Here is a 21587-nt window from a genome sequence, read left to right as displayed (position 1 = left end):
TGTTTAATTTATAGTTTCTTATGAAACGTTACTAAGTTGTTATAATTGTAAAAATTAATCGAATTAAAAGACAAATCCAAACGTACCGGTTACACCGAACTTTCTTGCATCGGGATTTTCTAAATAATTTCCTCTAAAATTGAAATCTAATCTGAATACCTTAAAGATATTTCCTATTCCGAAAGAATATTCATAGTATATTTTTTCTGATGGTGCACGTAATGGTGTATTCACTGTTGCTGGCGCACTTAACGCTATATTTTCATCAGACAAATCTCCCCATACTCCACGAACAGCTACTATTTCCCTTAAATTATATTTTCTTAAGAACGGAATTCTAGAGAAAAAGCGACCGTTAAAGTTATGTTGCAAATGTACCGCCGCATAGGTATCTGTTACAAATTCATAAAAATCTAAATTTGGGAATGTGCCATAATTAGAGAAAAAGGTTTGGTTACCAGGCACTACACTCAGCAGTCCTAAAGGAACCTCTCCAAATGTTTTACCAAGCTCTACGGTACTCAACAATCTACCAAAACCCCCTAATTGCCATGGTTGACTATATGAAAATTGGAGTTTACTGTAATCGAAATCACTATTCATTACTCCCTTAGTTCCTTTTGTATAATTCAATAATATAGTACTATAGGTATCATTGACATCTCTGCGTTCAACACCGAAACCTATCGTTTTCTTACCCGGAGTATAGAGTACCAATGCATTAAAATCGAACTGACGTATTTCTGATGAAACCCCTGTTGGAGATTCTGGATTTACATAATCTAAACTAAAATCACCGGGTAATGCAGAACTCAATGTTCTAAACGTACCACCCACAGATAGTTTTAAATTGGTTAGTGGTTCAATTTCAAAATTTAGCGCACTTAAATTAATATTCGTTAATCTATTATTTGCACCTACCGTTAATAATGAAGAAGATGCAATACTTCGACCCAAAACGTCATTAGTTGCCGTTAGACTAACACCAAGTTGCTCTATATCTCTACGGTTACCACCAGAAACGATTAATCTGCTATTTTTATCTAGCAGCATTTTACCCGCCAAACCGTGTTTGAACTTGTGGTCTTTGAATCCGTATGCCGTGTATCCTTCTACTCGCCAAAGGTCATTTTGACCATAGTATGTTCTTGCCCCAAGTCGCACTCTTGCGCCTTCTGCAGTATTGTATCCGAAGAAATCATAAACAGAGCCTAAATCTAAGTTCCATTTATCTACCTCTACATAGCCAGATCCTAAAATACTTACAAAATTATAATAGGTTTTAAATTTGGGTACGGTTTTAAGGGTGTCGAGTAACTTATAAATACCCTGCTCATCTTTATTTAAACTCTCTAACCTGTTCTGTTCCCAAAAGGCATCATCTTTAATAATCTGGGTAACGTCTAACGGGTTTCTATCTTTTTTATAGACCTCTCTCGGCTTAACCTTATTGAACTCGTAATTATCATAAACACTGGTTCGTTTACCATACAATCCTTTTGATTCTTCTTTTTTGTTGAAACTGAAATCACTCAACATATAATCGCGTTTCAAAAGAAACACAGAATCATTCATTACTTCAAAATCTTGCTCAATATAGATTTCTTTTACCCAGTTTATGTTGGCACTTTTTGTAACCTGAAGATTAATATTTTTCACCGCCCAAGTAGAATCATTTACCCAAAAATCTCCTTTAAAGGTCAATTCGTTTTTACGACGTGGATAGTATACAATATTATAACACCATTTATTATCTATAAAAGCACTATCTCGAAGGGCATAATTATACACATCTACGCCGGTTTTTGATAGCGGACTAGTGAAACTTTTATCGAAAAATTTCAGGTAATTATTATAGACATCATACTCTTGATATAAGTCTTGTACAAATGCTATAATCGCTTGATTGTTTTCGAATCCGGAATTCTTATTTCCTAAAACTTCCTCTTTCTCTTCTTTAATTTTGTTGTCTCCATAAACTTTAGAAAAAGTCTCGTTTAAGAAAATTGGCAAGTAGGTTTTACCTGTTATACGAGAAGTATCTAAATCTTGAAAAACAAATTCAAGCCCTTTAAATACCTTACTTTTTATAAGTGCACTATCAATAGTATTTAAATCGAACTCTACCTTTTCATACTTATCAAAAGCGTATTGATCGAACTGCCGAACACCGTTCTGGCGTTTTTTGGACCAAATTTTTCGAAGAATATCTACCGCAGGATTATTCTTTTTAGATTGCTTACCGGCTATCAACACCACTTCGTTCAACTGCTCTGCAGCTTCGACCATGGTTATTTTTAAGTCATAGGCAACTTTAGAATCTAACCGAAGTTCGTAATCTGTATAACCGATAAAAGATATAATTACTGTAGGGTATTCGTTTTCAGACTCTAAATAAAAGCGACCATCATCATTTGTAATGGTACCTTCTGTAGAATTTTTAAAGAATACATTAGCAAAGGATACAGGCTCACCCTGCTCATCAATGACAATACCACCAATTTTGGTCTGACCTTGAGCTATGAACATACATAGACTTAAGAATATGAAAATTATCCCTCTCATTAAAATTCGTCGTTCAATAAAAAATTTTGTCGCAAATAACATGCTAATAAAAAAAGCTTCTCCAGACTTGGTCGGAGAAGCTAAAGTACTTTACAAAAGTAAATCTTTTATTTGTATAAAACTCTTTTAACAGCTTCAACCACATCTTTATGATTAGGTAACCACTCTGCCAATAGTACTGGAGAATATGGTGCCGGTGTATCTGCTGTATTAATTTTAACAACTGGTGCATCTAAATAATCAAATGCATGTGCTTGTATATGATATGTAATTTCCGTTGCTACATTACCAAATGGCCAAGCTTCTTCTAAAATCACCAAACGGTTTGTCTTTTTAACAGATTTCAAAATAGCTTCGTAATCTAAAGGTTTTACTGTACGTAAATCGATAATCTCACAGCTAATACCTTCTTTTTCTAATTCATCGGCAGCTTTATCAGCTTCTTTAATAATTTTACCAAAAGAAACGATAGTAACGTCTTTACCTTCTCTACGAATATCTGCAACCCCTAATGGAATAGTATAATCACCTTCTGGCACTTCACCTTTATCACCATACATTTGCTCAGACTCCATAAATATTACAGGATCATTATCGCGTATTGCAGCTTTCAACAATCCTTTTGCATCTGCTGGGTTAGATGGTACGACTACTTTTAAACCCGGACAGTTGGCATACCAACTCTCAAAAGCTTGTGAATGCGTCGCCGCCAATTGACCTGCAGAACCCGTAGGACCTCTAAATACTATAGGACAAGGAAATTGCCCACCAGACATTTGTCTGATCTTAGCAGCGTTATTTATAATTTGATCAATACCTACCAACGCAAAGTTGAAGGTCATGAACTCTATAATAGGTCTATTACCGGTCATAGTAGAACCAACTCCTATACCAGCAAAACCAAGTTCTGAGATGGGAGTATCAATAACCCTCTTTGGGCCAAACTCATCCAACATACCCTTGGAAGCCTTATATGCGCCATTATATTCCGCTACCTCTTCACCCATCAAATAGATAGATTCATCCTTCCTCATTTCTTCGGACATGGCCTCGGCTATTGCTTGCCTAAATTGTAGTGTTTTCATGTATGGTAAATATTATTCTTTGTTATACGCTATAAAGCAAGCAAAAATATGAAATATAATATCAAAAAATAGACTGCCAGATTTAAAAAAAGTTATAAAATTTACTATGCATGCATAGTAAATTAGGATTTAAATAGCTATCTTCGTCACCATTGATATAAAGTTTTTTAAACATGAAGATATTAGTTTGCATAAGTAATGTTCCAGACACTACGTCTAAGATAAATTTCACAGATGGCGATACAAAATTTGACACCAACGGTGTACAGTTTGTAATTAACCCGAATGATGAATTCGGTTTAACAAGAGCTATGTGGTTTAAAGAAAAACAAGGTGCTACAGTACATATAGCTACTGTTGGCGGCCCAACCGTTGAACCTACAATGCGTAAGGCACTTGCCATTGGCGCAGATGAAGCTTTTAGAATCAACACAGAACCTACTGACGGATTTTCTGTTGCTCAACAACTTGCAGAAGTTGTTAAGAACGGTGGTTACGATTTAGTAATAGGTGGTAGAGAATCTATTGATTATAATGGTGGTATGGTACCAGGTATTTTGGCTTCTTTAACCAATATGAATTTCATCAATTCTTGTATAAATCTTGAAATTGACGGAAACAATGTTACTGCCGTTAGAGAAATCGATGGTGGAAAAGAAAAATTAAGTAGCTCTTTACCTTTAGTTGTTGGAGGTCAAAAAGGTCTTGTTGAAGAAAGTGATTTACGTATACCTAATATGCGTGGTATTATGATGGCGAGAAAAAAAGCATTAACCGTTGTTGAACCTGTAGATGCGATCAAAGCTACCGAAGACAAAAAATTCGACAAACCAGCTCCAAAAGGTCAAGTTAAACTTGCCGACAGTGTAGATCAATTAGTTGATCTTTTACATAATGAAGCAAAAGTCATTTAATAACCTATATAATAGGTAATCATTAAAAACAAAAAAGATGTCAGTTTTAGTATATACAGAATCAGAACAAGGAAAATTTAAGAAGAATGCGTTCGAGGTTGCCTCTTATGCTTCTGCAGTTGCCAAAATGATGGGCACAACTGTTACCGCAATAGCTTTCAACACTACCGAGGGTGAATCTCTTGGTGAATACGGAGTTTCTAAAGTAATGAACGTTAAAGACGGCTCATTAGAAACATTTAACGCTGGTGCTTTCGCAGCATCTATCGCCGAAGCAGTAAAAAGCACAGATGCAAAGGTTGTTATTTTGAGTTCAAGCACAGATACAAAGTATTTAGCTCCTTTATTAGCTGCCAAACTATCTGCTGGTTACGCACCAAATGTAGTTCAGGCGCCAGATAGCACTGCTCCATTTGCTGTTAAGAGAACTGCTTTCAGTAATAAAGGTTTTGCACACACTCAAATAGATACAGATATTAAAATAGTAGGTGTATCTAATAATGCTTTTGGTGCTCACGAAAACAAGACAGACATTTCTGTTGAAGAAATTAGTGGTGCTGCAGATGCTGCTATAAATGATACCAAATCTGTTGAAATAGATAAAGTTGTCGGTAAAGCTACTATAGCAGATGCCGATATTGTTGTTTCTGCAGGTAGAGGAATGAAAGGACCAGAAAACTGGGGAATGATAGAAGAACTTGCAGATGTTTTAGGCGCTGCAACAGCTTGTTCTAAACCCGTATCTGATCTTGGCTGGAGACCTCACGGTGAGCATGTTGGACAAACAGGAAAGCCCGTAGCAAGTAATCTTTACATTGCCATCGGTATCTCTGGAGCGATACAACATTTAGCAGGTGTAAGTGCTTCTAAAACAAAAGTTGTCATCAATAATGACCCTGAAGCACCTTTCTTTAAAGCTGCTGATTACGGTATTGTTGGAGACGCCTTTGAAGTAGTTCCTCAATTGATTGAAAAATTAAAGGATTTTAAAGCACAAAACGGGTAATTTTTTGTTATTTTGTGCCCCTTAAAGGGCTGTTCGTATAGTTGGAACCCCAAGTATTCGAACAGCCTTTTTTAGTTAAAAACCTATGAGTCTAGTACGATTAAAAATAAAAGGTATCTCTTACAGCCAAACTCAGAACGGAGCTTATGCTCTTATTTTGAATGAAGTTGAAGGCGACAGAAAATTACCTATAGTCATTGGCGCTTTTGAAGCTCAATCCATAGCAATTGCGCTGGAGAAAGAGATAAAGCCACCAAGACCACTTACACACGACCTATTTAAAAATTTCTCCGACAGGTTTGATATTGTAATCAAACAGGTGATTATACATAAATTGGTAGATGGTGTATTTTACTCTAGCATTATTTGCGAAAGAGATGGTATTGAAGAAATCATAGATGCAAGAACTAGTGATGCCATTGCCTTGGCATTACGTTTCAATGCCCCTATATTCACCTATAAGACTATTTTGGACAAAGCTGGTATTTTCTTGAAATTCTCTTCTAAAGAGAAAGATCAAAAAGATAACGATGATAGTATTATGGTCGATGAGATTTTGCAAGAAGGGGAAACTATAGAAATAGAGTCTGGCGCAAGCGATGGCTACACAGAACTTACTATAGATGAATTGGAAGCAGAATTAAAAAAGGCAGTCACCAACGAAGACTACGAAAAGGCGGCAAAACTAAGAGATGAAATCTCTAAACGTAATTGATTAAATAGATTTGCATGAAGAATTGGGGTTGGGTTGTATTTATATGTGTTATTTTTTCGTTTTCTGCTTTTTCTCAAGATGTTGGTATTCAAGATAGCTTATCTACTTTAACACCAAATAATATCGTTAAAGATATTTCCAAACCTGTAGATCAAATAGTTCCTGTTGCAGGGTTTTCCATTCACAGTTTATGGAGGGGAATTTTAGGGATGGTTGCCTTAATCTTTATATCCTACTTATTCAGTTCTAATAGAAAAGCAATTAATTGGAAAACAGTTGGTATCGGTCTTTCAATACAACTAATCATCGCTATTGGTGTATTAAAAGTAAGTTGGGTTGAGCAAATTTTTGAATCTATAGGAAAAGTCTTTGTTAAGATATTAGAATTTACAACCAAAGGAAGTGAGTTTATTTTCAAAGGCCTTGTTTCGGACATGGATACATTTGGCTACATATTTGCTTTTCAAGTATTACCAACAATCATTTTCTTTTCGGCTCTAACTTCTGTATTATTTTACTTAGGTATAATACAAAAAGTAGTCAAAACCCTTGCTTGGCTTCTTTCAAAATCTTTAGGTATTTCAGGTGCTGAGAGTTTAAGTATTGCCGGTAATATATTTTTAGGGCAAACAGAAGCTCCATTATTGATCAAGCCATATTTAGAGAAAATGACAAAGTCTGAAATTCTATTGGTAATGATTGGTGGTATGGCAACACTAGCTGGTGCTGTACTTGCAGCATATATAGGATTTTTAGGTGGAGATGATTCCGAATTACGTATAATCTTTGCTAAACACCTTTTAGCTGCATCTGTAATGGCTGCTCCTGGTGCCATAGTAATTTCAAAAATACTATACCCACAAACCGAAGAAATAGACACAAATGTAGAAGTATCTACTGAAAAAATAGGCGCAAACATATTAGATGCAATTGCCAACGGAACAACAGAAGGTTTAAAATTAGCGGTTAATGTAGGGGCAATGCTATTAGTATTTGTTGCATTTATAGCTATGATTAACGGTATATTCGAATTTACAGGAGATTTAACAGGATTAAATCAATGGGTAGCAAATAATACTAGTTTTGAAAAGTTTTCCTTAGAAGCAATTTTAGGAACCATATTCGCTCCATTAATGTGGATAATAGGAGTTGCAGATGAAGATATTATGCTCATGGGGCAACTACTAGGCATTAAACTTGTTGCCAGTGAATTCGTTGGATACACTCAACTTATAGAGCTAAAAAATATGGCAAGCACTACACACTTTACCTATAACAAATCGGTAATAATGGCAACGTTTATGCTATGTGGTTTTGCCAACTTCGCTTCTATCGGTATTCAAATTGGTGGTATTGGATCACTAGCACCAGGACAAAGAAAGACTTTATCTGAATTCGGAATGAAAGCTGTTCTTGGTGGTTCTCTAGCATCATTACTTTCTGCAACTATTGCAGGTATGATTTTAGGGTAAATGCCCCCTAACCCCCAAAAGGGGAAATCCAATTCATACGTTGATAATTATTGATAACTGAGAAGTTATTCTACTGTTTTACATATCATCTTTCTTTATTTTTGAAGTAACAATAATCATTACTCCGCAAGAGAACTACATATAGGACTCAGGGAGCTCTATTCTTATGAAACAATATCACGACTTACTTAATCACGTATTAACTGAAGGAAACCAAAAAGGTGACCGCACAGGAACCGGAACTAAAAGTGTTTTTGGGTATCAGATGCGTTTTGACCTCAGCGAAGGTTTCCCAATGGTGACTACTAAAAAATTACATTTAAAATCTATAGTGTATGAACTACTTTGGTTTTTAAAAGGTGATACCAATATTAAATACCTACAAGAAAATGGTGTTCGCATCTGGAACGAATGGGCTGATGAAAATGGAGATCTAGGTCCGGTTTATGGTCATCAATGGCGTAATTGGAACGATGATGAAATCGATCAGATTAAAGAAGTAGTTCATTCTTTAAAAACCAATCCTAACAGCAGAAGAATGTTAGTATCTGCTTGGAACCCTAGTGTATTGCCAGATACTTCTAAATCATTTTCTGAGAATGTGTCTAATGGCAAAGCAGCTTTACCACCTTGCCATGCATTCTTTCAGTTTTATGTTGCCGATGGTAAATTATCTTGCCAATTATACCAACGTAGTGCAGATATCTTTTTAGGTGTACCGTTCAATATTGCATCTTACGCATTGTTTACCATGATGATGGCTCAGGTATGTGGCTATGAAGCTGGCGATTTTATTCATACTTTCGGTGATGCCCATATTTATAATAATCATATGGAGCAAGTTGAATTGCAGTTAAGCAGAGAACCTAGAGCATTGCCTAAAATGAAAATGAATCCGGAAGTGAAAGATATTTTTGATTTCAAGTTCGAAGATTTTGAATTGGTAGATTATAATCCGCATCCTCATATAAAAGGGAAAGTAGCTATTTAAACTATGAAAATAAAAGCATCAATTTTACTTATCGTTTGTACTTTCATTTCAATGAATTGTTTTTCTCAAGACGATTCTATTTATTTTCCACAAGAAGAAATAATAATTGATGAGTGTGCAGATGCTTTAGATAAAAATGAATGCTTAAGTCTTAAAATTGAGGAAGAGGTACTTGTTATTCTTGAAGATTTATTCAAAAAAAGGAATCAAGAAATTGATACGTTAAAAACAAGAATCACTTTTGAATTAAATGATTTAAATCAGATCAATGATGAAAGAATTCATTCTTACATCAACGATAAAAAACTGAATAAAAAATTCACTAGAGAGCTTAATCAAAGAATTGCTGAATTGCATGTTTTAAGAGTCGATAATAAAAAAACCGATAATTACAGACCAAATTACTTTTTGAATTACGATTATTCAACTAGCAATAATAAATTAAACAAAATTCCCTTAGATAGTAATAGTACTTTTAAAGGTGGCACTATCGAAGAAACACCACTGTTTCCAAATCAACCAAGAGTTAATGCCCTAACAGATAGAAGAACCTTTAATTCACTTATGCAACAGCATATTGGTTCTAACTTTAATTATCCTAAAGAAGCCATAGCAAAAAGGGTCAGCGGCAGAGTAAGCATCATGTTCACCATTGACAAAGAAGGTAATGTTGGTGACATTAAAACAAAAGGTCCTGCACCAATTTTAGAAAACGAAGCTCGAAGAATTATTTCTCTACTACCAAAACTTCAACCTGGTCATCAGAATGGTGCACCTAAAAAGGTACCATACTCCATTCCCATTAATTTCAAGCTTTAATAGTATCAATTTCTTAATTTATCAGGTTAAACTCAATTGATCATTTTTATTTAACTTTCCATAAAAATTGTTTTCATGGTCAGTACTGATACGTTCTTAGATTTCTTTTTAGAAACCAGAGAGCACACCGAGGCTATTTGCAAGCCTCTCGAAATTGAAGATTATGTGGTACAGCCTATCATAGACGTCTCCCCTCCAAAATGGCATTTAGGTCATACAACTTGGTTTTTTGAAGAGTTTATTCTCAAAACATACGAAAAGTCTTATACGGTTTTTGATGAAGATTTTTCATTTGTATTTAACAGCTATTACGAAACCGTAGGCAAACGTGTGGTACGCGCAGACCGAGGTAATTTGTCTAGACCTTCAGTAAAAAAGGTTTACGAATACAGAAATTATGTAACTCAAGCAATGAAAAGCTTGCTAGCATCTAATGAAGACAGCACATTATTAGCCGTTCTAGAAATTGGTATACATCACGAAAAGCAACATCAAGAATTACTACTTACGGATATTAAATATATTCTCGGGAACAACCCGTTACTACCTAAATACTCAGGTACTTTTAAAGAATTCACCATTGAGAAAGATGCTCAAAGCTGGATTTCTATGAGCGAAGGTATTTATGAGATAGGTCATAATTCTACTGACTTCTGTTTTGACAATGAATTAGGAAGACACAAAGTATATCTTCATGATTATCAAATATCGAACAAACTCGTCACCAATGCCGAATACATTGAATTCATTAAAGCAGGCGGATATAAACGTTTCGACCTTTGGCATGCCGCTGGATGGGATTGGGTACAGCAAAACCAAGTAACAGCGCCATTATACTGGCACGAAATAGATGGAATATGGCATTACTATAGCCTTAATGGATTAACTGAAGCTGATTTAGACGCGCCTGTTACCCATATTTCTTATTTTGAAGCATTTGCCTTTGCTCAATATAAAGGATGTCGCCTACCTACTGAATTTGAGTGGGAAGCCGCTCAGCAACAATTTAACTGGGGACAACGTTGGGAATGGACAGAAAGTGCCTACCTGCCCTACCCTAATTATAAAAAAGTTGACGGAGCTTTAGGCGAATACAACGGTAAATTTATGGTCAACCAAAAGGTACTTAGAGGTAGTTCAATAGCTACACCTACCAAACACGCGAGACATACCTATCGCAACTTTTTTCCAACCGATTTAAAATGGCAGTTTACCGGAATAAGGTTAGCCAAATAAATACGACAGATTACGTATGCAAGACACAAAAACTACGCGCACCAATATAAGTGAATTTGAAAAAGAAGTTTATCAAGGCTTGACCGACAACCCTAAGCACTTGTCGTCAATGTATTTTTACGACAAAAAGGGAGATAAGCTTTTTCAAGATATCATGGCAATGCCAACTTATTATCTTACCGATTCTGAGTATGAAATTCTTAAAAGCAATAAAGAAGAAATCTCAAATCTGTTTACCGGTTTTGGGTCATTTGACTTAATTGAACTTGGTGCTGGAGATGGTAAAAAGACCAAAATTCTATTAAAAGAGTTCAGCGATCAAAAAATCAATTTTACTTATGTACCCATTGACATAAGTGACAACGCATTAAATCAACTACAAAATTCAATTGAAAAAGAACTACCTGAAGTACAAGTTCAACCTTTTCAAGGCACATATTTTGAAGCACTTAAAGAAATAAACAATCGTGAGAACAGAAAAATAATTTTGTTTTTAGGTTCTAATATTGGCAACTTAGAACATGAGCAGGCAGTTGTTTTCATGAATAAGATCCAACAGCTAATGCAACCTGAAGACCTCTTATTTATGGGGTTTGACCAAAAGAAAAATCCGCAAACGATCTTAGATGCCTATAATGACAAAGAAGGTGTTACCGCGGCATTCAATAAAAATGTTCTTGCAAGAATAAATACCGAACTAAATGCAAACTTTGATTTAGAGCAGTTTTTACATTGGGAAGTCTATAACCCCGAAACAGGAACCGCTAAGAGTTATTTAGTTTCAAAAATTGAACAGACAGTACAAATTAAAAATTTAGAGCTAAACGTCAATTTTAAGCAATGGGAGACCATACACACCGAAATTTCACAAAAGTACGATGATGAAATAATTACTTGGCTTGCGAAAGAATCTGGTTTAAAAATGACGACTTCGTATGAATCAACAACATATGGTTATAAAAACTGTGTCTTTAAAAAAGCTTAGATGCTACTGCCAAATAGTATAAAAAAAGCCTGCTATTCAAAATAGCAGGCTTTCTATATTTCAGTATTATTTCTTTTACAATTCTAATACAGCATTCTCAGAACCAGCGAAATCATTCCATTGGTAACGATCAGCCTCACCATCGTTTACATATTCTCCGTCAACAATGTATTTGAATTCAAATGAGTTCTCTTTTGGAAGATCAAAAGTCCCTTTAAAAGAACCGTTCTTTTGTTTCTTTAGCGCGCTTTTTTTAGCATTCCAGTTATTGAAATCACCAACTACAGCTACTTTCTTTGCATCGTCTGTAGGTACTGTAAAAGTAACCTTACATACTGGCTTAGTTTTTAAATATTTTTTCGCAATTGCCATGATATTAAGTTTAATATTCATGGCAAAACTAGCATAATAAAATACTCATTTACAACACTTAAGAGATTTTTATCAAATCCTTAATATTTATGCTTTTTATAGATGTACAACGAAATTTAATCCTACATAATTACTTAATTGTGAATAGCTACTTTCCTGTTTTTAAGATTTTTACAATTGCATCTATTTCTGCTTCGGTATTATAGAAATGAAAACCTAAACGTACTCCGTCACCTCTTTGTGCGCAAAACACGTCATTTTCTATTAGTTTCTGATAAGTAGCTTCGTTTGCTTTGATATTAAAAATGGTACTATGCTGATTTCTCCCCACAACCTCATCAGATAATAGTCCTAACTTTTGAAATTCTGACTTTGCCTTTTCTGATAATTTACGATTGTGTTCTGTTATTTTATCCATCCCTATTCTTTCAAAAAAATCTAGAGAAAACTTTAAACTTCCAAAAATTAGCGATGACAGATGGCCTGGCTCGAATTTCTTAGCAAATCTAATTTCATCTTTTTTATCAAAATCTCCGTCGGCAGCATTAAAGCCAATATTATTTATTGCGAACTCATTTTTAACCTGATCCGAAAACAACATAAATCCGTTACCATAACCAGCCAATAACCACTTATAGGCACTAGCACCTAAAACATCAATACCTGAGTTATCAAAGTCAAAGCTAGTACTACCACAAAACTGGGTACCATCTACCATGATGATTAAATCAGGATGCTGTTTTTTTAAATCTTTCAAAAAACCTAAATCAATGGCAAAACCATCAAGCCACTGCACCAAGCTTAAAGCAAGTACATCAATTTTCTGATTTGATATTGTTTCTTGAATACGCTCTTCTAAATCAACAGACATAGCTATATAGGAAACCTCAAAATCTCTATTCTCAAAACTCCAATTAAGAGAAGGGTAATCATTCTCAACAAGTAGCACCTTTTTCTTAGAATTCAATCCTTCCAACAACACATTAAGTCCTGATGAAAAATTGCTAACCAATGCTACGTTCTCTCGTTTACAATTAAAGAACTTACCAACGCTTGTACGAGTATCTGAAATCACTTTTAAAGATTGCTCGCGCATATCGCTACCATCTATTAAAAAGTCTAGATCATGCTCTTGTCGCCATTCTAACAAAGAATCATATAGCAAACCATACACAGCGGTGTTCGCATAAATACCTTTTCTTAATACCGGGAATTCTTTTCTAAATTTTTCCATTGATTATAGCGTATAATACATTTCCTGTATCTTTATACCAAAGATAGGAAGAGTATGTTTTCTAGAAATAAAAATACCTCCAAATTAGATTTAGAGCAGCATGAGCTATTAGAGAATGCTCAAAAAAGGGTTAAACAAAAAAAACGCCTTTATACACATTTCGTAGTTTTTTTAGTTGGTAGTGTTTTCTTGGTGCTTATCAATAAAATATTAAAATACGGACAAGAATATAATTGGTTCGTTTGGGCAATTACCTTTTGGGGATTTCTTTTTGTTCTACACATTTTCAATGTCTTTGTTACCAATAAATTTATGGGTAATGACTGGGAACGTTCACAACGTGAGAAATTAGTGGCGAAGCAAAAGAAACGCATTGCCGAAATGGAAAATGAAATTGAACAGGAAATAAAACTACCTACCGCAATTGAATCCGAACCTAAAAAAAAACTACTTTGAGCACACTTATAATAATTGCTGCGGCAGCAGAAAACAATGCCTTAGGCAAGGACAACGATTTGCTTTGGCATTTGCCAGATGATTTTAAAAGATTCAAGAAATTAACGTCTGGTCATAAAATTATAATGGGTAGAAAAACATATGAAAGTTTCCCTAAGCCACTACCAAACAGAACTCACATCATCATTACCAGAGATAAAAACTACTCGGTAGACTATGATGAATGTATTGTAGTGCACTCATTAGATGAAGCTATAGATTTAGTAGACAATGAAATTGCCTTTATAATTGGTGGCGGAGAAATTTATAAGCAAGGTGAAAAGCATTCTGACAAAATAGAACTTACCCGTGTGCATGCTACTTTTGAAGATGCCGACACTTTCTTCCCCGAAATAGATGAGAACTATTGGATGCTGACAAACCAAGAGTTTCACCCAACGGACGAAAAACATAAGTTATCATTCACTTATTTGACCTACGTTAAAAAAAAGAATACGCTTAAAAGTCTTTAAAAGAAACTGTATGATTAGGCTTAGCAGATTCTAAAATCGAAGCAAGCACTTTTTCATCGCCATTTGTATAAAATTGATGTAAACCCTGTTGTGTAGCACCTGTCAACAATTCATTTTTCTCTAAAACTGTTTTAGTTTGTCGGGCCACCGCCTGACCAGAGTCTATTATAGTTACATTTTCTGGTAGCATTTTTTTCAATAGCGGAATTAAATATGGGTAATGCGTACAGCCCAAAACAAGATAATCCATTCCCTTTTTAAGCATAGGTTTTATATAACCTTCTAACAACTGGTATAACTCATCGTTTTGAAGATTTCCGTTTTCAATCATCTCTACTAAACCGGTGCCTCGTTGTTCTAACACGGTTATACCGGCAGCATGATTTTTTGAGGTACTATGAAATAGACTACTAGATAAAGTTCCCTTAGTAGCTAAAACACCCACAATTTTAGTTTTGGTATTTATAGCCGCAGGTTTTAGTGCTGGCTCAATACCTATAAAAGGCACATTATAGTTTGTCCTTAAATAATCAATGGCGTTTGTCGTTGCCGTATTACAGGCAACGACTATAATTTTACAACCTTGGCTTAATAAATATTCAGTATTCTTTATACTCAGCTCTAGAATTCGTTCTTCAGATTTATCGCCATAAGGAGCATTCTTACTATCTGCCAAATAAATACAATTTTCATTAGGTAAAAGCTCTTGTATTTCGCCCCAGATAGATGTGCCGCCAATACCAGAATCGAAAATACCTATTTGCCTATCGTCCATATTATTTAAACACTTCTGTTATAGGTTTACCTGTTGTTCCGTTCGGAAAAGATATACCTAACAATGCTGAAATGGTTGGTGCAATATCAGGAATCTCTGTTCTCTTAACTGTAGAACCTGGCTTAATACCCATACCATAAAACAATAACGGCGCATGTGTATCATAAATTTGTGGTGAGCCATGTGTAGAACCTGTAGAACCGTAAGAAATAAATCCTGGTTTAAATACTACTAATACATCACCCGATCTCTTTTGATTATAACCATTTTGTAAGATATAAGGAATACCATGAGTGTAATTTGTACCCCACATTTGATTCGCAGTATACACTCTATCTATTGCATCATAACCTAAATATTCTTGTGCAATTTCAACTTGTACATCAGCTAAACTCAGGTCTAGATTTTTTACAATTTTATGATCTAAGAATATTTGATTGTTAGAAACGTTTTTAATGATATCTTCTGTACCATACTTGTACTGTAGAAATTCGCTCAATCTTTTTTTATTAGCAGCTGTATCTACGTAACCAGCCGGTATTTTTTCACTTTTTAAATACGTAGGAACCTCAACAGCCGCATGATCAGCTGTCAAAAATAAAGTATACTCCCCTTCTCCAACATTCTTATCTAATGCTTTGAACAAACTTTCTAAATCTGCATCTAACCTTAAATAAGTATCTTGAACTTCTTTAGAATTAACGCCGTACATATGACCAACATAATCGGTACTTGAAAAACTTACAGCTAGAAAATCTGTAATATCGTCTTTACCCAAACCCTCTTGCTTCAATGCCTCAATAGCAAAATCTGCAGTCAATGAATTACCAAAAGGTGTTGACTTTATAATATCAAAATCTTTTGTTTTATCTAATAATGCAGGAGTGTTGTGAGGGAATGAAGTTGTTGATTCCCCTTCAAATTTTCCTTCAAAAAGATTATTATCGGTTCCACTCTCTTTATATTCCTTAATATCTTTTAACGTATTCCATTCTCTTTTATAAGATTGTGCCGTACCCGATGAATTAAAATCATTAACCCATTTTGGAAGTTGACTCATGTAATAAGAACTTGTTATCCAATTACCTTCATCTGCACCATGAAACCAATAAGCAGCATTCGCAGTATGCCCACCAGGTAAAACCGCACCTCTATCCTTTAAGGCAATCGCAATAGTCTTTCCTTGCATTTGACTATTTAAACGCAATTCGTCTGTTATAGTGGTAACATCCATACGGTGAGGTGACATTTGTCCAGCATCTGCCGTTGTCCCTACCGATGTATAGGTATCATCACTGGCACAATACACACTTGCATCGGTCTCTTTATCGTACCAATTATTACCTATTATACCGTGTACCGCAGGTGTAGTACCAGTATATACAGATGTATGCCCAGGTCCGGTACTTGTGGGCGCATAGTTGAAGTGGTTGTTTTTACAATTGAACCCTTGCTCTACAAGTCTTTTGAATCCATCATTGCCAAAATGATCGTAAAAACGTGTTATATAATCATAACGCATTTGATCTACTACAATACCAACGACCAATTTTGGCTTAACCCTTAAAAGGTCATCATTTGTATTTTCCTTATTTTTCTTTTGAGCATTTAAAGCGTTCACCAATAACATCGTGCTTACAAATAAAGAAGCAACAAAATATTTTTTCATTTTCATACGGATAGGATTGTTACACAAATGTAAAATAATTTACATCTTTAAAGATTAAACGGAGGTTAAATCAGGTCCTTTATTGTTATTTTTACGGTAAGAAATATATTTTAAATCAATGAACTATTTAGCATCTGTAGGGAGCTATGCAATTATGATCCGCGAGGTTTTTAAAAAACCTACGAAATGGAGAATAATGAAGTCTCTTATATTCAAGGAAATAGATGAGTTGATTTTTAGCTCATTGGGCATAATCATATTCATTTCCTTTTTTATAGGTGCCGTTGTAGCCATACAAACCGCACTCAATCTTACCAACCCATTAATACCGCGAAATTTAATTGGTTTTGCAACGCGGCAATCTGTAATATTAGAATTTGCACCAACTTTTGTATCTATAATAATGGCTGGTAAAGTAGGATCTTACATTACATCTAGTATTGGTACCATGCGTGTAACCGAACAAATAGATGCTTTAGAGGTAATGGGTGTTAATTCATTAAATTACTTAGTATTCCCTAAGATTATTGCAATGCTTTTTTACCCATTCGCTATTGCAATTTCTATGTATGTTGGAATATTTGGTGGATGGATGGCCGGAGTTTTCGGCGGATTTTTAACTAGCGAAGATTTTATAACAGGATTACAATCAGATTTTGTTCCTTTTCATATTGCATATGCTTTTGTCAAAACCTTGATTTTTGCTTTTGTGATCGCGACTATACCATCTTTTCATGGATTTTATATGCGCGGCGGAGCTTTAGAGGTAGGTAAGGCAAGTACAACCGCATTCGTTTGGACAAGTGTTGTAATTATCATACTTAACTACATATTAACCCAACTTTTATTAGGATAATGATAGACGTACGAGACATACATAAATCTTTTGGCGATGCACATATCCTTAAAGGGGTTACGACTACATTTGAAAAAGGAAAAACTAATTTGATCATTGGACAAAGTGGATCTGGTAAAACCGTTTTCCTCAAATGTCTTTTAGGATTATTTATTCCCGAAGAAGGCGGTATTGCCTACGACGGAAAATTGTATGCTGATCTTTCTGATGATGAGAAACGCGATTTAAGACAAGAAATGGGCATGGTATTTCAAGGTAGCGCCCTATTTGATAGTATGTCGGTTGAAGGCAATGTAATGTTTCCTCTAGAAATGTTTACCAAGCAGTCTAAATCTGAAATGAAAGACCGTGTAGATGCTGTTCTAAAAAGAGTTAATCTAATTGATGCACATCATAAATTTCCTTCTGAGATTTCTGGCGGTATGCAAAAACGTGTGGCTATTGCTCGTGCGATAGTTATGAATCCGAAATATCTTTTTTGTGATGAACCTAATTCTGGTTTAGACCCTAAGACTGCTATTCTTATTGATGACCTTATCAAAGAAATTACCGAAGAATATAATATTACTACGGTAATTAATACTCACGATATGAACTCGGTAATGCAAATTGGGGAAAAAATAATTTTTCTTAAAGACGGACTTTTAGAATGGGAAGGGACTAAAAACGAAATCTTTAAAACTGATAATGAAGCGGTAACTAATTTTGTTTATTCATCTGATCTTTTCAAAAAGGTACGCCAAATGTATATTCAAGAACAAAACTAACCTACTCTGTAGGTACTTCTTTAATCTGAATATTCTTATTACTCAATCTTAGACGTAACCAATCTTGTAGCTTGCTCATATCTTTAACCGTTTCTGCTCTTTTGGCTTCCTTTTTCCAAGTGACCTCAAATAATGGTATGCTATCGGTTTTAGCAAAATCTGTTGAAATTAAATAAGCATAACCTATTCGCTCTAAATTTTCATAATTCGTTTTCGCCTCAAGACTAATTTCTTTAAAAGGAATTTGATTTGATGAAATCTGGTTTAAACGCATCAATTCAGTTTCTAGAACCTGTATTTTCTCATCTTTACTGGTTAAAATACTTTTCTGAGATTCATATAGTTCATTCACGTATTTAAGCTCATTTGCCTCATCGCTTCTAGAACCTTGAACAACAGCAAGCTCAGTACCGTTTAATTGTTTATAATCTGCCATTTGTGTACGCCACGTGGCAATTACATTTTCAGGTATACCTTCGTTACCCATAAAAAACAATTCTATTTTAGAATTACCTTCATCATCATAAACCACCTCACTAAAATCTCTTAAAAATTTACCTTCTCCAGTAAATTGATATGGCTGTATTTTTTCTGTAATAAAAGCTTCTGCATCCCTATTGAACAATGATTTTTTAAATACATTGTAAAATGTAAATCCTGCAGGTATCATTACTAAAACAGCCAACAAAGATGCCAACCTAGCTATTAGTTTTCTTCGTTGCGAATTTACGTAACGAACCATGGGAAATTTCAAGAGCTTTATTACCAAAAAGGTCGCCAAGGCTATAAAAATAGTATTGATAATAAACAAGTACATTGCCCCCCTAGCATACTCCCAATTTCCAATAGCTAAACCGAATCCTACTGTACATAAAGGCGGCATTAATGCCGTTGCAATTGCAACACCAAAAATAACACTGGCTATAGTACCTTTTTTAGCACGGGCTATTACTAATGCCAAGCCACCAAAAAAAGCTATTAATACATCTCTAATATCTGGCTCTGTTCTAGCTAAAAGCTCTGAAGACTCATCTCTAAGCGGAAAAAAACGATAGAACAAGTATGCTGTTATCACACTTAAAACTACCATTACAGCAAAGTTCTTCAATGATCTTTTTAAGGTGTCAATATCATTAATTGCCACTGACATCCCTATTCCTAGAATAGGTCCCATTAGTGGCGATATTAACATGGCACCGATTACTACTGCAGTAGAATTGGCGTTAAGACCAATAGATGCTATAAAAATAGAACAAATCAAAATCCAAGAAGTATGCCCCTTAAAAGGAATATCGGCAATAATAGCTTCTTTCGTCGCCTGCTGATCTGTGTTGGTTCTAATATCCAACAGCTCAGAAAGAAACGTTTTAACACTACCCAAAAGACCTTGAAAATCTTTTTTTACTTCCTCACTACCACTACCCTCATTACTGTTAGGGGTAATGTTATCTTGATTAAGATTGTTCTCCATATTTAAGCGAATTCATCACCAAAGGTATCTTTTACCTTATTTAAAACTTGTTTGATATCTTGTTCTTTGGTCTTTGGGTAGATCAAAAGTACTTCATCTTTATCAACTATGATATAATCATTTAGTCCGTCTACAACAACAACTTTACCAGCTTTAGACCTAATCATGTTACCATTAGCATCTTCCGTCAATACTTTAGCATTTACTATAGCATTCTTATTCTCATCTTTATCAAGCTTGTCGTATAACGAACCCCAAGTACCCAAATCATTCCAATCAAAAGTAGCTTCTTTTACATAAATAGCTTTTGAATTTTCTAAAATAGCGTAATCGATAGATATATTTTCAGCTTTCGGATAGTTCTCTGATATAAATTTCTTTTCATCGTCTGTATTATAACACACTAGACCATCTCTAAACAAGGCATATTGTTTTGGCTGAAAGTTTTGAAATGCGTTAACAATAGTTTTTGCACTCCACATAAATATACCTGCATTCCATAAAAAGTTACCCTGTGCTAGAAAATCTTTAGCAGTTTCATAGTCCGGCTTCTCTCTAAACTGATTAACTTTTTTAATAGGTGCTTTATCTTCCTTATTATATTCTATATACCCAAAACCTGTATTAGGGAAAGAAGGTTTTATACCTAACGTACACAAAACATCTTCGGTTTCACACTTTTTAAAACATGCCGTAACATCTTTTGCAAATGCATCTTCATCTTCGATCCAATGATCACTTGGTGCCACGATCATAACTGCATCTTCATTCATTTTCTGAATCTTCATGGCAGCATACAAAATACATGGTGCTGTATTTCTCATTGCTGGTTCAAGAACTACCTGTTCTTGTTTCACCATTGGTAATTGCTCTAACACCAAATCATTATAACGTTCATTGGTAAGAATCAAAATATTCTCGGTAGGCACAAATTTATTTAGCCTTTGAAACGTTTTCTGTATAAGGGTATCTCCTGTACCCAACATATCATGAAATTGCTTCGGATTCTCACTTGTACTTATTGGCCAAAATCTTGATCCTACTCCTCCTGCCATTAAAACGGCATAATAATTTTTGTTCATGTCAGCTTTTTATTAATTCTACTTCAGCATTTGGTTGAAATAAAAACATCCTACCTGAGGATAATTCTACACATTCGTAACGCTTAGTTCGTTTATTACCTTTTTTAAAAAGTTTACCATTATGAATACGAAACACACACCCTATTGGTAATTCGTAAACGTAAGTTTTTTCCGATTGTTGTTCATCGAAATGTTTTAAAGCAATAGATAGTTGAGCATCAGTACTACTACTTGCTTTCGGATTTCTGAAATGCCTTGCCAATAAAGGCAGAAGTTGAGATGGAAAAATCTCTGGTCGTATAAATGGAAGCATTAAATGTTGAAACGTTTTTTTCCACTCTAAACCATGTGGCTTAATAGTACGACCGTATTTCTCAAATGCTATTAAGTGTGCAATTTCATGAATTAACGTAATTAAGAATCTGTACTTGTTTAGAGATGCATTAACCGTAATCTGATGATTACCGTCTTTTCGAATTCTATAATCACCATGCCTAGTAACACGTTCATTCACGATTTTTAAATGCACCTGACTATCTTTAATTAGTGCATAACATGGACCAACAGCCAATTCAGGAAGATATTTAGCTAACGTTTCTTGCATT

Annotated in this window: 21 protein-coding genes; 12 read left to right on the top strand and 9 right to left on the bottom strand. The window is 34.8% G+C overall.

The annotated features are described in order from the left end of the window. Positions 1 to 63: 63 nt before the first annotated feature. Together ACJJVT_RS00265 and ACJJVT_RS00260 are read right to left on the bottom strand one after the other, a co-directional pair. On the bottom strand, positions 64 to 2529 hold the full coding sequence (locus ACJJVT_RS00265) for a DUF5686 family protein (RefSeq protein ID WP_405395505.1): 2466 nt from the start codon (positions 2527 to 2529) through the stop codon (positions 64 to 66). 143 nt (positions 2530 to 2672) lie between these two features. After that, on the bottom strand, positions 2673 to 3650 hold the full coding sequence (locus tag ACJJVT_RS00260) for a pyruvate dehydrogenase complex E1 component subunit beta (protein ID WP_073247098.1): 978 nt from the start codon (positions 3648 to 3650) through the stop codon (positions 2673 to 2675). A 173-nt stretch (positions 3651 to 3823) separates the two neighbouring features. On the opposite strand from ACJJVT_RS00260, the gene ACJJVT_RS00255 reads away from it, so the two are divergent. The 8 genes from ACJJVT_RS00255 to egtD all read left to right on the top strand — a co-directional run bounded on the left by ACJJVT_RS00255 (position 3824) and on the right by egtD (position 11788). Further along, entirely contained in the window at positions 3824 to 4564 is a 741-nt protein-coding gene (locus tag ACJJVT_RS00255; RefSeq protein ID WP_405395504.1) for an electron transfer flavoprotein subunit beta/FixA family protein, read from the top strand. A 37-nt stretch (positions 4565 to 4601) separates the two neighbouring features. Then, on the top strand, positions 4602 to 5570 hold the full coding sequence (locus ACJJVT_RS00250) for an electron transfer flavoprotein subunit alpha/FixB family protein (RefSeq protein ID WP_405395502.1): 969 nt from the start codon (positions 4602 to 4604) through the stop codon (positions 5568 to 5570). Positions 5571 to 5655: 85 nt separating this feature from the next. Beyond that, positions 5656 to 6285, top strand: coding sequence for a bifunctional nuclease family protein (locus tag ACJJVT_RS00245; RefSeq protein ID WP_073247103.1), 630 nt, complete (start codon positions 5656 to 5658; stop codon positions 6283 to 6285). Between the two features lie 14 nt (positions 6286 to 6299). Next, positions 6300 to 7757 carry a NupC/NupG family nucleoside CNT transporter gene (locus ACJJVT_RS00240; protein WP_405395500.1) on the top strand — a complete coding sequence of 486 codons (1458 nt, stop codon included), beginning with the start codon at positions 6300 to 6302 and terminating at the stop codon, positions 7755 to 7757. Between the two features lie 166 nt (positions 7758 to 7923). Then, a complete protein-coding gene (locus tag ACJJVT_RS00235) occupies positions 7924 to 8748 on the top strand; it encodes a thymidylate synthase (RefSeq protein ID WP_405395498.1) in 825 nt (274 codons plus the stop codon). Positions 8749 to 8751: 3 nt separating this feature from the next. After that, on the top strand, positions 8752 to 9567 hold the full coding sequence (locus ACJJVT_RS00230) for an energy transducer TonB (protein ID WP_405395496.1): 816 nt from the start codon (positions 8752 to 8754) through the stop codon (positions 9565 to 9567). Between the two features lie 75 nt (positions 9568 to 9642). Then, entirely contained in the window at positions 9643 to 10803 is a 1161-nt protein-coding gene (egtB, locus tag ACJJVT_RS00225) for an ergothioneine biosynthesis protein EgtB (RefSeq protein WP_405395494.1), read from the top strand. Between the two features lie 16 nt (positions 10804 to 10819). Then, a complete protein-coding gene (gene egtD / locus ACJJVT_RS00220; RefSeq protein WP_405395492.1) occupies positions 10820 to 11788 on the top strand; it encodes an L-histidine N(alpha)-methyltransferase in 969 nt (322 codons plus the stop codon). 75 nt (positions 11789 to 11863) lie between these two features. On the opposite strand, the gene ACJJVT_RS00215 is transcribed toward egtD, so the two are convergent. Next, positions 11864 to 12160, bottom strand: coding sequence for an isoamylase early set domain-containing protein (locus tag ACJJVT_RS00215; protein ID WP_133674658.1), 297 nt, complete (start codon positions 12158 to 12160; stop codon positions 11864 to 11866). 148 nt (positions 12161 to 12308) lie between these two features. Further along, positions 12309 to 13394 carry an aminotransferase class V-fold PLP-dependent enzyme gene (locus ACJJVT_RS00210; RefSeq protein WP_405395490.1) on the bottom strand — a complete coding sequence of 362 codons (1086 nt, stop codon included), beginning with the start codon at positions 13392 to 13394 and terminating at the stop codon, positions 12309 to 12311. 54 nt (positions 13395 to 13448) lie between these two features. Between ACJJVT_RS00210 and ACJJVT_RS00205 the strand changes: the two genes are divergently transcribed. Next, positions 13449 to 13850 (top strand): 2TM domain-containing protein, encoded by a 402-nt coding sequence (locus ACJJVT_RS00205; RefSeq protein ID WP_405395488.1) that lies wholly within the window; start codon positions 13449 to 13451, stop codon positions 13848 to 13850. Beyond that, positions 13847 to 14362 carry a dihydrofolate reductase gene (locus ACJJVT_RS00200; RefSeq protein WP_405395487.1) on the top strand — a complete coding sequence of 172 codons (516 nt, stop codon included), beginning with the start codon at positions 13847 to 13849 and terminating at the stop codon, positions 14360 to 14362. The genes ACJJVT_RS00205 and ACJJVT_RS00200 overlap by 4 nt, the downstream gene beginning before the upstream one ends. Here the strand turns inward: ACJJVT_RS00200 and murI are convergent. Continuing rightward, positions 14349 to 15137, bottom strand: a complete 789-nt coding sequence (gene murI, locus ACJJVT_RS00195) for a glutamate racemase (RefSeq protein WP_405395486.1) — start codon at positions 15135 to 15137, stop codon at positions 14349 to 14351. The genes ACJJVT_RS00200 and murI overlap by 14 nt on opposite strands. A 1-nt stretch (position 15138) precedes the next feature. Further along, complete coding sequence (gene pafA, locus ACJJVT_RS00190; protein ID WP_405395485.1) at positions 15139 to 16806, bottom strand: alkaline phosphatase PafA; 1668 nt, start codon at positions 16804 to 16806, stop codon at positions 15139 to 15141. A 118-nt stretch (positions 16807 to 16924) separates the two neighbouring features. Between pafA and ACJJVT_RS00185 the strand changes: the two genes are divergently transcribed. Both ACJJVT_RS00185 and ACJJVT_RS00180 read left to right on the top strand, forming a co-directional pair. Beyond that, positions 16925 to 17662 (top strand): ABC transporter permease, encoded by a 738-nt coding sequence (locus ACJJVT_RS00185; RefSeq protein WP_027068092.1) that lies wholly within the window; start codon positions 16925 to 16927, stop codon positions 17660 to 17662. Next, the gene (locus ACJJVT_RS00180) at positions 17662 to 18429 is read left to right on the top strand and encodes an ABC transporter ATP-binding protein (protein ID WP_405395484.1); all 768 of its coding nucleotides are present in this window, start codon (positions 17662 to 17664) and stop codon (positions 18427 to 18429) included. The genes ACJJVT_RS00185 and ACJJVT_RS00180 overlap by 1 nt, the downstream gene beginning before the upstream one ends. Before the next feature lies 1 nt (position 18430). Here ACJJVT_RS00180 and ACJJVT_RS00175 read toward each other — a convergent pair whose 3' ends face one another. From ACJJVT_RS00175 to ACJJVT_RS00165, 3 genes are read right to left on the bottom strand one after another with little or no spacing between them, the layout of a single operon-like run. After that, positions 18431 to 19900, bottom strand: a complete 1470-nt coding sequence (locus ACJJVT_RS00175) for a DUF389 domain-containing protein (RefSeq protein WP_405395482.1) — start codon at positions 19898 to 19900, stop codon at positions 18431 to 18433. A 2-nt stretch (positions 19901 to 19902) separates the two neighbouring features. Then, positions 19903 to 20982 carry a mannose-1-phosphate guanylyltransferase gene (locus tag ACJJVT_RS00170; RefSeq protein WP_405395481.1) on the bottom strand — a complete coding sequence of 360 codons (1080 nt, stop codon included), beginning with the start codon at positions 20980 to 20982 and terminating at the stop codon, positions 19903 to 19905. Position 20983: 1 nt separating this feature from the next. After that, complete coding sequence (locus ACJJVT_RS00165) at positions 20984 to 21586, bottom strand: SprT-like domain-containing protein (protein ID WP_405395480.1); 603 nt, start codon at positions 21584 to 21586, stop codon at positions 20984 to 20986. Between the last annotated feature and the right edge of the window lies 1 nt (position 21587).

Source organism: Maribacter sp. Asnod2-G09, from assembly GCF_045063795.1.
Taxonomy (GTDB): Bacteria; Bacteroidota; Bacteroidia; order Flavobacteriales; family Flavobacteriaceae; genus Maribacter.
Note: the sequence above shows the minus strand (reverse complement) of the source record. Positions and strands in the feature narration are given on the sequence as shown.

Excerpts from the sequence above, each read along its gene's own strand:
- ACJJVT_RS00265 (WP_405395505.1), bottom strand. The coding sequence starts at position 2,529 with ATGTTCATAGCTCAAGGTCAGACCAAAATTGGTGGTATTGTCATTGAT.
- ACJJVT_RS00260 (WP_073247098.1), bottom strand. The coding sequence starts at position 3,650 with ATGAAAACACTACAATTTAGGCAAGCAATAGCCGAGGCCATGTCCGAA.
- ACJJVT_RS00255 (WP_405395504.1), top strand. The coding sequence starts at position 3,824 with ATGAAGATATTAGTTTGCATAAGTAATGTTCCAGACACTACGTCTAAG.
- ACJJVT_RS00250 (WP_405395502.1), top strand. The coding sequence starts at position 4,602 with ATGTCAGTTTTAGTATATACAGAATCAGAACAAGGAAAATTTAAGAAG.
- ACJJVT_RS00245 (WP_073247103.1), top strand. The coding sequence starts at position 5,656 with ATGAGTCTAGTACGATTAAAAATAAAAGGTATCTCTTACAGCCAAACT.
- ACJJVT_RS00240 (WP_405395500.1), top strand. The coding sequence starts at position 6,300 with ATGAAGAATTGGGGTTGGGTTGTATTTATATGTGTTATTTTTTCGTTT.
- ACJJVT_RS00235 (WP_405395498.1), top strand. The coding sequence starts at position 7,924 with ATGAAACAATATCACGACTTACTTAATCACGTATTAACTGAAGGAAAC.
- ACJJVT_RS00230 (WP_405395496.1), top strand. The coding sequence starts at position 8,752 with ATGAAAATAAAAGCATCAATTTTACTTATCGTTTGTACTTTCATTTCA.
- egtB (WP_405395494.1), top strand. The coding sequence starts at position 9,643 with ATGGTCAGTACTGATACGTTCTTAGATTTCTTTTTAGAAACCAGAGAG.
- egtD (WP_405395492.1), top strand. The coding sequence starts at position 10,820 with ATGCAAGACACAAAAACTACGCGCACCAATATAAGTGAATTTGAAAAA.
- ACJJVT_RS00215 (WP_133674658.1), bottom strand. The coding sequence starts at position 12,160 with ATGGCAATTGCGAAAAAATATTTAAAAACTAAGCCAGTATGTAAGGTT.
- ACJJVT_RS00210 (WP_405395490.1), bottom strand. The coding sequence starts at position 13,394 with ATGGAAAAATTTAGAAAAGAATTCCCGGTATTAAGAAAAGGTATTTAT.
- ACJJVT_RS00205 (WP_405395488.1), top strand. The coding sequence starts at position 13,449 with ATGTTTTCTAGAAATAAAAATACCTCCAAATTAGATTTAGAGCAGCAT.
- murI (WP_405395486.1), bottom strand. The coding sequence starts at position 15,137 with ATGGACGATAGGCAAATAGGTATTTTCGATTCTGGTATTGGCGGCACA.
- pafA (WP_405395485.1), bottom strand. The coding sequence starts at position 16,806 with ATGAAAAAATATTTTGTTGCTTCTTTATTTGTAAGCACGATGTTATTG.
- ACJJVT_RS00185 (WP_027068092.1), top strand. The coding sequence starts at position 16,925 with ATGAACTATTTAGCATCTGTAGGGAGCTATGCAATTATGATCCGCGAG.
- ACJJVT_RS00180 (WP_405395484.1), top strand. The coding sequence starts at position 17,662 with ATGATAGACGTACGAGACATACATAAATCTTTTGGCGATGCACATATC.
- ACJJVT_RS00175 (WP_405395482.1), bottom strand. The coding sequence starts at position 19,900 with ATGGAGAACAATCTTAATCAAGATAACATTACCCCTAACAGTAATGAG.
- ACJJVT_RS00170 (WP_405395481.1), bottom strand. The coding sequence starts at position 20,982 with ATGAACAAAAATTATTATGCCGTTTTAATGGCAGGAGGAGTAGGATCA.
- ACJJVT_RS00165 (WP_405395480.1), bottom strand. The coding sequence starts at position 21,586 with ATGCAAGAAACGTTAGCTAAATATCTTCCTGAATTGGCTGTTGGTCCA.